Here is an 11,265-nt window from a genome sequence, read left to right as displayed (position 1 = left end):
GTGATAAGGAGGTTAGTCGATATGCTTGTGAGCCTTATACGAAGAACGGACCAGGGCACCGCTTTCCACATGGCGAAAGCCCATTTCCAAACCTATTTCGCGATAGGCATCAAATTGTTCCGGGGTCACAAAATCCTTAACGGGAAGGTGCTTCTTTGAGGGCTGCAGATACTGGCCAATGGTAACAATATCCACATCGGCCTCCCTGAGGTCTTTAAGGGTTTGAACTACTTCTTCTTCCGTTTCCCCCAGGCCGAGCATGATGCCGGATTTAGTCCTTCTGGCGCCCTGCTCCTTCAGATATTTCAGTACCCCCAGGCTTCTTTCATATTTTGCCTGAATTCGGACTTCCCTGGTAAGCCTTCTGACCGTTTCCATATTATGGGAAATAACCTCTGGTGCAACAGCCAGTATTCTGTCTAAATGGGTTTCAATACCTTGAAAATCGGGAATCAGGGTTTCAAGGGTGGTGTCCGGGTTCATTCTCCTTATAGCCTTAACCGTCTCCGCCCACATAATTGAACCCATGTCTTTCAGGTCATCCCGGTCTACCGAAGTAATGACCGCATGCCTGATCCCCATTATTTTGATGGAACGGGCCACTTTTTCCGGTTCTGCCCAGTCAAGGTCTTCAGGCCTGCCGGTTTTTACACCGCAAAATCCGCAAGACCGCGTACAGACATTCCCTAGGATCATAAAGGTAGCCGTGCCTTCCCCCCAGCATTCACCCATGTTAGGGCAACTCCCTGAGGTGCAAATGGTATGCAGGTTATAAGTGTCTACCAGTTTTCTAAGCTGGGTGTACTTCTTCCCTGTCGGCAATTTAACCCGAAGCCATTTGGGTTTTCCTTTTGCCGGGCCGGCTTCTTTAACTGCGGTAATGCTCATAGCTCATTTTTACGCAAATATACAAACTAATTCAGGCCTGATAAACTACTGAAAAAACACCTTATGGATCCTTAAGAAGGGTTCTTTGGCTTTTGTGAGATCATCTGGGCAAGCAACTTTTTGGCCCTCAGCAATTTGACTTTGATGTTATTGACAGGTTCATCAAGTGTTTCCGCTATTTTGGCATAACTGTATTCGTGAAAATAGCGAAGGTTGATAACCTGCTGGTAAGAGGGTTTTAACTCTTTGATATGCTGCAACAGCGTTTTGAGGTTCTGTTCGATAATGAGTTGGTCTTCAGCGCTGGGGCTATCATCCAAAACCAGTTTTACAGCCTCTGAAGTATGGTGGTCTGTGTTTTCCAGGACATTCCTTTTGCGCTTGCGCAGCAGGTCTACGTGCAGATTTTTGGAAATGGCAATGAGCCAGGTCTTAAAATTGTATTGCGAATCATAAGTACCCAGTTTGTCAAAAGCCTTTGCAAAGGTCTGAATGGTAATATCCTCTGCGTCGTTTTCATTCTTTGTCCTTTTGAGCTGAAACCCGTAAACCTCAGGCCAGTACTGATCCAGCAACTGACTATAGGCTACCTGTCCGCCGGCTTTGGCTTTTTCAATGGTTTCAAGCAATATGTCGTTATCGGAAGACAATAAATAAAACTATGGTGAACATAATGGTACCCCAAACAGGGTATTGGCCTTAATCAGGCTGCGGTTTCCTGTCTGCAATCCTGTTCGGAAGGCAATTTTCCGCAAATACCACAAGCAGCACCGTCCTTATTCAAATAAGGATTCTGGCTGGCACAGGTACCGGAAAATTCCCCGTCCTTTTTTGACCAGATTTTAATGGCTATCCCAGCAAATGCAAGGGCGAGAAGACCAATGGTGAGCAGTATTAGTTTCATACAGATATTTTGACAAAGATATAAAAAAAGCCCCTGTTTTCAGGGGCCATTTCTTGTAAAGGCTTCGGCCGGATCAATATCGGATATTGGCCACGATATTTTGAACGGTTGGAGTTGAATTCCCCCCTTTTGGCTCAATGGTAATATACCCAAGGGCCTTTTCCGCATATGGCAGCGCCAGTAATTTATCTTTATCGTCTATATCCCTGAGTACGCCCAGATTCACCATTTCCCCGTTTACTTCTGCCCACATCTGATAGCACTGGTTTTCAGGCAGGTTGGGCAGGTTGCGCACGTTTATGTAAGATAGTTTCTTTACCGGGTTAATATAGGCGATTGCCTTTAGATCACTGGCTTTTTTATTGCCATTGACCAGGTATTTTCGCGTCTGTGGGTTATTCAGAACAATAAACTGGTTGCGCACGTCTTCCAGTTGCTCGCGCATATCTGCCTCCAGGGTTCTGATTTTATTATTTACAATGGCATTTTCCTGTTGCAGGTTCTGGTTTTGGTTCCAGAAAAAATAAGATGAACCTGCAAAGAAGAGGGCAGCAAAACTCGCAGCTACGGCGTAGCGCAGGAATTTTCTGCGCGCACTGCGCTGCGCACGGATTTTCTGCAATATTTTTTCTTTCAGTCCTTCGGGCGCTTTCAGGGCGTGCAATTTTGCATAGGCCTCCAGGTTTTCCTGAAGTTCCATGTAATTCTCCCTGACTTCGGGGTACATGGCGATATACCGCTCTACCTGGAGCGACTGCTCTGTTGTGGTCGTCCCAAGCAAATACTGCTCCAGCAGGTCCGATTCGAGAAATAAGCGTATTTTATCTTTCATGACAATGGCATTAAAACTGCAATCAGGCCCATTGCCGGGCCATAGATTTTTTTGAGCTCCCTTAAACCGATCTTCAGGCGTGACTTGATGGTCCCCAGGGGAATATCGAGTTCATCACTGGCTTCCTGCTGTGTCATCCCCTGAAAAAACAGGGCTTCCAGCACTACCTGATATTTAGGTTCAATACTGCCCAGATGACGCTGAATATCCATCAGCTCTGGCTTAAGGGCATCCTCACCTAGCTTATATACGTTTGAAACATCTATTTGGATTTCCTTATCCGATTTTGTGCTCAGGCTTCTTAGTTTGTCAATGGCCGTATTCCTGGTAATCCTGAAGAGCCAGGTAAAGAGCTTGGCTTTGGAAGCATCATAGCGGTCAGATTTTTTCCAAATCTTGATAAAACTTTCCTGAAGTACATCCTGGGCAAGGGCTTCATCCCTCACCACTTTGTAGGCAACGCCGTATAGGGTATCCCCGTAGTGTTCATATAGCAGGGATATGGCTTTTTCATTACCTTCTGCCAGAAGTTCGACAATATGTTTTTCTAGAAGTGTGCTCATCATTTGGAGGGATACCCGAAATATTCCTTTCTCCGGCATCCAGGACCTCGGTTTCTACCGTATATAGGGAAACGTAAAGTTAGAAAATAGATTGTTACAACCCGATATTCTCAAGTTTTAATTAGTTAAGTGTGCAGCTGCCAACTGCGCGCTTTGTTTTGGTTAGTTTGGTTTGGTATAACCCCTGGAACTCTTAAAGGTCCGGGGGTTATTTTTTCTGAAAGGTTACTTTTTTCAGAGGATATTTACTTCGGGAACCAAATCGATCCCGTAGTCTTCCCTGACTTTTTGTTGTATTTCCCGGGCAAGCCCCAGTATTTCTGAGCCGCTGGCATTCCCGTAGTTAACCAAAACAAGGGCCTGCCTGGAGTGTACCCCTGCATCCCCCCTGCGCACTCCTTTAAAGCCACATTTTTCGATCAGCCACCCGGCTGGAACTTTTATGAGGTCATCTGGCTGTGAATACCCCGGAAGGTCTGAATATTTTTCTTTTAAAGTTGCGTATTGGGCAGCGCTTATAACCGGGTTTTTAAAAAAACTGCCACTGTTTCCCAGTTTGGCGGGGTCAGGCAGTTTACGCCTGCGAATGGCAATAACGGCATTTGCAACCTGTTCAGGGGTAAGTGAATCGGCCGGAACCCCCTGTAGTTCTGATTCAATATCCCCGTAGGCCGTCCGCAACTGGTGGTTTTTAAGGCTCAGGGCAAGGTCAACGGAAATGATGATGTATTTTCCTTTCAATTCGTTTTTGAACACCGAATCCCTGTAACCGAACTGACAGGCTTCCCTGTCAAAATACCGGACCTCCCCTGAACTGATCTCCATAGCCTGGCAGCCCTGAAAAACGTCCTTTAATTCCACGCCGTATGCACCAATATTCTGTATGGGTGCCGTGCCAGTTTTTCCGGGGATAAGGGCCAGGTTTTCAATTCCACCGTAACCCTCTTTCAGGGTCCATAAAACCAATTGGTGCCAGTTTTCGCCCGCCATAACACGAATGATCACTTTGTCCTCCCTTTCTTCGAGGACTTCCTTTCCCTGCAGGTTTATGTGGATCACATGTGCCTGAAGATCCTGGGTAAGCAGGATATTACTGCCACCGCTGAGGATAAATAAGGGAAGGGATTCCTTCTGTGCCAGGAGGCGCTTTAGTTCTTCTGCAGTCCGGGCCGAGCTGAATTTTGCAGCCTTTACATCTATACCAAAGGTATTATAAGGTTTCAGGCTAACATGGGGGGCATTCTGCATCAACCGGGGTATTTTGACAATGCTTCTTTCAGAATCTGAACGGCTTTTCTCAAAAGGGACTGCTCCAGGACATAGGCAATACGGACCTGATTTTTACCCAGTCCGGGAGTAGCATAAAAGCCGGCTGCGGGGGCCACCATAACCGTATGCCCATCAACCTGAAAGTCTTCCAGCAGCCACTGTGCAAAATGGTCCGCATCTGCAATGGGTAATTCTACCATGCAGTAAAAAGCACCCTGGGGTTTGGCAACTTTAATTCCCGGGATGCTCTTTAATTCTTCCAGCAGCAGGTCGCGGCGCTCAGTGTATTCCCGGATCACTTCATCGAAGTACTCCTGCGGGGTATCCAGGGCGGCTTCACTGGCAATTTGTGCGAAGGTGGGAGGTGAGAGCCTTGCCTGGGCAAATTTCAGCGCTGTTTGCATAATGTCCCGGTTGCGGCTGATCATACAACCGATCCGCGCCCCGCACATGCTGTACCTTTTGGAGACGGAATCCACAACTATGGCGTGGGCCTGCAGGTCTGGTTCGGCCAGAATGGAATGGTGTTGCATCCCGTCGTAGGCAAATTCCCGGTAAACCTCGTCTGCGATCAGGAACAGGTCATATTTTTTGACCAGTTTGGCCAGTTTTTGTATTTCTTCCCGGGTATACAGGTATCCGGTAGGGTTCCCGGGATTACACAGCAGGATGGCACGGGTCCTTGGCCCGATATAACTTTCAAAATCTTCGATAGGGGGCAGGGCAAAATTGTCTTCAATACCTGAAACTACAGGCACTACCTTAATTCCCATGGCCGTGGCAAAGCCGTTGTAATTGGCGTAGAAAGGTTCCGGGATTATGATCTCGTCCCCAGGGTCCGCAATGGTTGCCATCGTAAAGGAGAGGGCTTCTGACCCTCCCGTGGTTATAATTATTTCGGAGGCATCTACCTGAATCCCGTGTTTTTTGTAATAGGCCGCCAATTTTTTGCGGTAACTCTCCGAACCTTCACTCCTGCTGTACTCCAGCACCTCCAGGGAGTGATGTTTTACGGCGTCCAGGGCATTTTGAGGCGTCTTGATGTCTGGCTGGCCAATATTCAGGTGAATTACCTCTATGCCTTTGGCCCTTGCAGCCTCGGCAAATGGCACCAGTTTACGGATAGGTGAGGCCGGCATTGACTGGCCTTTTTTCGATACGATCGGCATGGTGTTGAATTATTAGACAAAAATGAGAAATGATTGCGGACAAAACAACTTAAAACCAGTTGAACTCAGCCTGCCATTGCCCCCAACAGAATGTTAAAAAAATAAAACCACCCGCAAAATTCCTTAACTTTAAAAGACAGGTGATTAGTTATGAAGCGTTTAACGATTTTATTTTGCCTTTTAGCCTTGGCGTTTTTCTGTTTCCCGGGAACCGTTTCGGGACAGGATTACGTGCTTGCCAACGCCAGGGAGCGAAGCAATAAATTGCCGTTTAAGCTCATTAATAACCTGATGATTGTGCCGGTGGAAGTAAATGGGGTAGAGCTTAGTTTTATCCTGGATTCGGGAGTGAGCAAACCTATTTTATTCAATTTGTATGATCAGGACTCCATAGAGCTTCGGGATGTAACCCAGATCAGCATCAAAGGCCTTGGGGAAGGAAAACCGATAGAAGCCCTGAGTTCCGTGGGGAATACCTTTAGAATAGGGAACCTTACCAATACAGACCAGCAACTCTATGTTGTGATGGACAAGGACATGAATTTTTCATCCAGCCTGGGAGTTCCGATACATGGGATCATCGGATATGATATCTTTAAGGATTACGTGGTGGAAATCAATTATAACCGCACTTTTATCAGATTCCACCATCCGGATTACTATCAGCCAAAAACCAGCAACAAAACAGTCATCCTGCCGCTGGAGATCGAAAACTTTAAAGCCTATATCAAGGGAGGAGTGGTCTTGCAGGGTCAGGAGGAAATCCCGGTAAAACTGCTGATGGATACAGGGAGCAGTGACGCCATATGGTTGTTTTCCAAAGAAGAGGAAGGCTTATGGGTACCCGAACAGAATTACGAGGACTATCTCGGAAAGGGACTTAGTGGCAACATTTTCGGGAAAAGGACCCGCATAGAACAAGTCAGGATCGGTGATTTCGTATTAAAGGATGCCAAGGCCGCATTCCCCGATATTGGATCATTCCAGGCCCTTTTGAATATTGGAGACCGGGATGGCAGCCTGGGAGGGGAAGTACTCAAGCGGTTCAATATGGTAATTGATTATCCGGGCCAGCAGATCACCCTCTCCAAGAATGCACTGTTTAATGAACCTTTTCAGTTTAACCTGGCAGGCATTGAACTCGAACATGCCGGGGTGCGCTATGTTGCAGAACGCATAACCAATGTGAGTGGAGTGGTTCGCAAAGATGACAGTGCATTCGGCAACGTACAGATTATGCTGGGAGATCAGACGCGGGTAAGCCTGGTCCCGGAAATAGTAGTATCTGCAATCCGTGCCGGCAGCCCGGCCGAAGAAGTGGGATTAAAGGAAGGCGATGTAATCCTTGCTGTAAATGGAAAGCCTGTCCACAGGTACCAGCTTCAGGAAGTTATGGGCCTTATTAATTCAAAAAAAGGAAAGCGGGTAAGACTGCTGATTGAACGGTACAACAAGGATTTGCTATTTTCTTTTGTGGTAGACGAGCTGTTTAAGGAATAAAAAAAATCCCCGCCGGTCTGGCAGGGATTTCATTCACTTAATCTATATTATTTTCCGTCGATTTCCTTGACCATACCCTTGATCTTCAGGATCTTGGTAGGAGTATCTGCATTGGAAATGACCGTAATCGCTTTTCGGATCGGACCCGGGCGATTAGTGTCATATTTCACCTGAATCTCCCCGGTTTGCCCAGGTTGAATAGGCGCTTCCGGTTTCTTAGGAATGGTACAGCCACAGCTCGAACTTACCTTTGTAATGATCAGCGGCATGTTGCCGGTGTTGGTAAATTCAAAAACGCGTACACCATCGCTTCCCTTGGCGATTTCCCCGTAGTCAACGGTTTCTGTTTTAAATTCAATTTTTGCCGTCTTTTCCTGAGCAGAAACGCTCCATGACAGTAGGCCAACAAACAGCAGAACGACTATTTTTTTCATTGCTAAAGGTTTTGGGTGAATCTCAAATGTAACTAAAGCGCTAGGAACATCCAAAATTCTTTTGTTATCTACTAACGTTACTTATTTTTGTTTCGTATTACAACAGGGCATAAAAAATGGCTCCGGGTGCAATTTTCGCTTAAGGTCCCGTAATTATTTTTCAGCCAGGTATCAATTTCAAAAACCATACCAAAATATGGATATTCCATCCAAGTACGATCCTAAAAGGGTTGAAAGCCAATGGTATACTTATTGGACAGAACACGGGTACTTCCACTCAGTCCCGGATGAAAGGGAACCGTATACCATCGTCATCCCGCCACCCAATGTTACAGGGGTACTCCATATGGGCCATATGCTTAACAATACCATTCAGGATGTCCTTACCCGAAGGGCACGGATGCTTGGGAAAAATGCCTGCTGGGTCCCCGGCACGGACCATGCCTCTATTGCCACAGAAGCCAAAGTGGTGGCAAAACTCCGGGAGGAGGGTGTCTCAAAGACAGAAATAGGCAGGGAAGCGTTTTTGGAACACGCCTGGGACTGGACCCATAAATATGGTGGGGTTATCCTTCAACAGCTCAAAAAACTCGGTTGCTCCTGTGACTGGGAGCGCACTAAATTCACAATGGACCCGGATATGGAAGCCTCCGTTATTCGCGTGTTTGTGGATTTGTTCGAAAAAGGACTGATTTACAGGGGTTACCGCATGGTTAACTGGGATCCCGTAGCCCAGACTACCCTTTCCGATGAAGAGGTTAATTATGAGGAAAAACAGGGTTTTCTGTACCATATTGCCTATGCTGTAGAGGGGTCGGATCAGCGATTAATTATCGCTACCACGCGTCCTGAGACCCTGCTGGGCGATACCGCAGTATGTGTGCACCCGGAAGACGAGAGATATTCAGAATTCCATGGAAAACAGGTGCGGGTTCCGATTGCCAACCGCCTGGTGCCGGTTATTCCGGACGAATACGTAAGCAGGGAATTTGGTACGGGTTGCCTGAAAATAACCCCTGCCCACGACCAGAACGACTACGTCCTGGGGGAAAAGCACGGGCTGGACATTATCGATATTTTCAATGCAGATGCAAGCCTGAACGAAAACGGCCTGCAATTTGAAGGAATGGACCGTTTTGAGGCCCGGAAAGCTGTGGTAAAGGAATTGGAGCAGCAGGGACTCTTACTTAAGAAGGAACCCTATTCCAATAGTGTCGGGACCTCTGAACGCACACATGCAGTTATAGAACCCCGCTTATCAGACCAGTGGTTCCTCAAAATGGAAGCGATGGCTGAACCGGCAATCAAGGCTGTTTTGGAAAACGGGGACATCAGGCTGGTACCCTCAAAATTTGAAAATACGTATCGGCACTGGATGGAGAATATCAGGGACTGGAATATTTCACGCCAACTCTGGTGGGGACAGCGTATCCCGGCCTATTATTACGGCCCCGGAAAAAGCGATTTTGTGGTTGCGGAAACTGCAGAACAGGCTCTTGTAAAGGCACGGGAGCAATCAGGCAACCCCGGCTTGCAGTCGGGCGACCTCAGACAGGACGAGGACGTGCTGGATACCTGGTTTTCTTCCTGGCTGTGGCCGATCAGCGTTTTTGGTGGCATCCTGGAGCCCGACAATCCGGAGGTTTCCTATTACTATCCAACCAACGACCTGATCACGGCGCCTGATATCCTGTTTTTCTGGGTGGCCCGTATGATTATGGCCGGATATGAATTAAGGGGAGAGAAACCCTTTGAAACCGTTTACCTCACTGGCCTGGTTCGCGACAAACAACGCCGCAAAATGTCCAAATCCCTCGGCAATTCGCCCGATGCCCTGGAACTGATTGAAAAATTCGGGGCGGACGGGGTACGGGCAGGCCTGCTACTGAGTTCTGCTGCAGGCAATGACCTGTTGTTTGATGAAGCGCTCTGCCAGCAGGGCAAGAACTTTGCCAACAAGGTATGGAATGCTTTCAGACTGGTTAAAGGCTGGGAGGTTGCAACCGATAGCCAGCCGGAGCACGCCAGGCTTGGGATTAACTGGTATCGCGCTAAATTCAATGCAACCCTCAAGGAAATAGAAGACCATTTCAGCAAATACAGGATCTCGGATGCCCTGATGGCTACCTATAAACTGATTTGGGAAGACTTTTGTTCCTGGTTGCTGGAGATCGTGAAACCGGGCTATCAGCAACCCATAGATGCGGTTACCTACGGGGAAGTCATCGGCTTGTTTGAAGATAACCTGCGGATTCTGCATCCCTTTATGCCCTTTTTATCCGAAGAAGTTTGGCAACACATTGCTGAGCGCAATCCCGAATCGGCGCTGATTATTTCCTCCTGGCCGAAGATGAAAGCATTTGACACTGAACTTTTAAAGGAATTTGAATTCACAAAAGAGGTGGTAGCGGGGGTACGTACCATTCGCAAAGAGAAAAACATCCCATTTAAGGACACCCTCAATATGGACGTTCTTAAAGATACCAGTATCGATAGCAAATGGGATCTGATTATTTCCAAACTCGGGAATATTCAGGACATTAGCTATGTGGATAAGGGTACTGAAGGCGCCATTTCCTTTCGGGTGCGCAGTAATGAATACTTTATCCCGTTGCAGGGCAGCCTGGATGTGGAGTCCGAAATTCAGAAATTAAAGGAAGAGCTGGATTATACTCAGGGCTTCCTTGCATCTGTCCGCAAAAAACTTGAAAACGAACGCTTTGTAAACAATGCCCCGGAACAGGTGGTGGCCCTGGAACGCAAAAAAGCTGCTGATGCCGAGGCAAAAATCGATACCTTGCAAAAAAGCCTGACCAGTTTATTATAAAGTATAATCTCAATTAGAAATATTTGCTATGAAAAAGTTCCCCTTGCTTTTACTGGTTTTTTTATTGACTCTGGGTTCCTGTTCCACAGACGGCATGAACGATGAAAAGGAGAGCCCGAGCCCGCTTCCCCCGGAAGCTGAGCGAACCGTAATAGCTGACTCCAATTTTGAAACGGCCCTGGTCGAATTAAACCTGGACGATGAGGTGGATGGCTCGGTTCTTACCAGCAGAATCCGGATAGTGACCGACCTGATTATCGAGGACAAAGGCATTCAGAACCTCAGCGGGATTGCAGATTTTACGGCCCTGGTCAATTTGAATGTTCGGGGCAACCAGCTCAGCCAGCTGAACCTGGCCTCCAATACCCAATTACTTTTTGTCTGGGCCGAAAACAATGCGCTTACCCAAATTACTATCGGAAATGATGCGATAGAAAAAATAGGCCTGTCCGGAAATCAGATCACCCAGATAGATGTAAGTGCTTATGACCGCCTGCAATTGCTCACCCTGGCAGATAATGATGTGAACCGAATCAATGTTTCGGGCAGTCCGGACCTGAACACTTTTTCTGCAGAGGGGAACCCGCTCAGTTGTATACAGGTGAGCCAGGAGCAACTGGATGCCATTCCTGCGCTATGGACAAAGGATGCGGAAGATCAGTACAGCCTGAACTGCGATATTTAATCCAAAGCTTGAAAAACCTTCATCTTTGCCATTTTGCGGGCTCTTTGTATCTTCCTTGCTTTAGGTTTTGGGAAGAAACAGGGAGTACATAAAATGAGCAAAAGTTAGCTCACGGGCTAACTTTTGCATCTTGAATTAACTAAACTTGTATTGGGGATAAACCTATATCTTTAACCGATGTGAATGTAGCATCT

The 11,265-nt window shown here is 47.1% G+C and carries 11 protein-coding genes; 3 read left to right on the top strand and 8 right to left on the bottom strand.

All coding sequences use genetic code 11. From position 1 onward, the window contains the following. Positions 1-12: 12 nt before the first annotated feature. From lipA to ACT6NV_RS01810, 7 genes are all read right to left on the bottom strand, one after another. Positions 13-888, bottom strand: a complete 876-nt coding sequence (gene lipA, locus ACT6NV_RS01840) for a lipoyl synthase (RefSeq protein WP_445385572.1) — start codon at positions 886-888, stop codon at positions 13-15. Between the two features lie 71 nt (positions 889-959). After that, the gene (locus ACT6NV_RS01835) at positions 960-1,538 is read right to left on the bottom strand and encodes an RNA polymerase sigma factor (RefSeq protein ID WP_445385571.1); all 579 of its coding nucleotides are present in this window, start codon (positions 1,536-1,538) and stop codon (positions 960-962) included. A gap of 53 nt (positions 1,539-1,591) precedes the next feature. Continuing rightward, on the bottom strand, positions 1,592-1,792 hold the full coding sequence (locus tag ACT6NV_RS01830) for a membrane or secreted protein (RefSeq protein WP_445385570.1): 201 nt from the start codon (positions 1,790-1,792) through the stop codon (positions 1,592-1,594). A 73-nt stretch (positions 1,793-1,865) separates the two neighbouring features. Further along, complete coding sequence (locus tag ACT6NV_RS01825; protein ID WP_445385569.1) at positions 1,866-2,624, bottom strand: anti-sigma factor domain-containing protein; 759 nt, start codon at positions 2,622-2,624, stop codon at positions 1,866-1,868. Continuing rightward, positions 2,621-3,187 (bottom strand): RNA polymerase sigma factor, encoded by a 567-nt coding sequence (locus ACT6NV_RS01820; protein WP_445385568.1) that lies wholly within the window; start codon positions 3,185-3,187, stop codon positions 2,621-2,623. The genes ACT6NV_RS01825 and ACT6NV_RS01820 overlap by 4 nt, the downstream gene beginning before the upstream one ends. A gap of 234 nt (positions 3,188-3,421) precedes the next feature. Then, a complete protein-coding gene (gene murB, locus ACT6NV_RS01815) occupies positions 3,422-4,435 on the bottom strand; it encodes a UDP-N-acetylmuramate dehydrogenase (protein WP_445385567.1) in 1,014 nt (337 codons plus the stop codon). Beyond that, on the bottom strand, positions 4,435-5,625 hold the full coding sequence (locus ACT6NV_RS01810) for a pyridoxal phosphate-dependent aminotransferase (protein ID WP_445385566.1): 1,191 nt from the start codon (positions 5,623-5,625) through the stop codon (positions 4,435-4,437). The genes murB and ACT6NV_RS01810 overlap by 1 nt, the downstream gene beginning before the upstream one ends. 150 nt (positions 5,626-5,775) lie before the next feature. Here ACT6NV_RS01810 and ACT6NV_RS01805 point away from each other — a divergent pair, with 150 nt between their 5' ends. After that, positions 5,776-7,125 carry an aspartyl protease family protein gene (locus ACT6NV_RS01805; RefSeq protein ID WP_445385565.1) on the top strand — a complete coding sequence of 450 codons (1,350 nt, stop codon included), beginning with the start codon at positions 5,776-5,778 and terminating at the stop codon, positions 7,123-7,125. Between the two features lie 47 nt (positions 7,126-7,172). Here ACT6NV_RS01805 and ACT6NV_RS01800 read toward each other — a convergent pair whose 3' ends face one another. Next, positions 7,173-7,559 carry a DUF1573 domain-containing protein gene (locus tag ACT6NV_RS01800; RefSeq protein WP_445385564.1) on the bottom strand — a complete coding sequence of 129 codons (387 nt, stop codon included), beginning with the start codon at positions 7,557-7,559 and terminating at the stop codon, positions 7,173-7,175. A 196-nt stretch (positions 7,560-7,755) separates the two neighbouring features. Between ACT6NV_RS01800 and ACT6NV_RS01795 the strand changes: the two genes are divergently transcribed. Together ACT6NV_RS01795 and ACT6NV_RS01790 are read left to right on the top strand one after the other, a co-directional pair. Next, positions 7,756-10,386 carry a valine--tRNA ligase gene (locus tag ACT6NV_RS01795; RefSeq protein WP_445385563.1) on the top strand — a complete coding sequence of 877 codons (2,631 nt, stop codon included), beginning with the start codon at positions 7,756-7,758 and terminating at the stop codon, positions 10,384-10,386. A 28-nt stretch (positions 10,387-10,414) separates the two neighbouring features. After that, the gene (locus tag ACT6NV_RS01790) at positions 10,415-11,071 is read left to right on the top strand and encodes a hypothetical protein (protein ID WP_445385562.1); all 657 of its coding nucleotides are present in this window, start codon (positions 10,415-10,417) and stop codon (positions 11,069-11,071) included. Positions 11,072-11,265 lie beyond the last annotated feature (194 nt).

It is taken from the genome of Robiginitalea insularis (assembly GCF_052497835.1).
This window is presented reverse-complemented; position numbering and strand designations above follow the sequence as displayed.

Coding starts and splice junctions, on each gene's coding strand:
- lipA (WP_445385572.1), bottom strand. CDS start 888: ATGAGCATTACCGCAGTTAAAGAAGCCGGCCCGGCAAAAGGAAAACCC.
- ACT6NV_RS01830 (WP_445385570.1), bottom strand. CDS start 1,792: ATGAAACTAATACTGCTCACCATTGGTCTTCTCGCCCTTGCATTTGCT.
- ACT6NV_RS01825 (WP_445385569.1), bottom strand. CDS start 2,624: ATGAAAGATAAAATACGCTTATTTCTCGAATCGGACCTGCTGGAGCAG.
- ACT6NV_RS01820 (WP_445385568.1), bottom strand. CDS start 3,187: ATGAGCACACTTCTAGAAAAACATATTGTCGAACTTCTGGCAGAAGGT.
- murB (WP_445385567.1), bottom strand. CDS start 4,435: ATGCAGAATGCCCCCCATGTTAGCCTGAAACCTTATAATACCTTTGGT.
- ACT6NV_RS01810 (WP_445385566.1), bottom strand. CDS start 5,625: ATGCCGATCGTATCGAAAAAAGGCCAGTCAATGCCGGCCTCACCTATC.
- ACT6NV_RS01805 (WP_445385565.1), top strand. CDS start 5,776: ATGAAGCGTTTAACGATTTTATTTTGCCTTTTAGCCTTGGCGTTTTTC.
- ACT6NV_RS01800 (WP_445385564.1), bottom strand. CDS start 7,559: ATGAAAAAAATAGTCGTTCTGCTGTTTGTTGGCCTACTGTCATGGAGC.
- ACT6NV_RS01795 (WP_445385563.1), top strand. CDS start 7,756: ATGGATATTCCATCCAAGTACGATCCTAAAAGGGTTGAAAGCCAATGG.
- ACT6NV_RS01790 (WP_445385562.1), top strand. CDS start 10,415: ATGAAAAAGTTCCCCTTGCTTTTACTGGTTTTTTTATTGACTCTGGGT.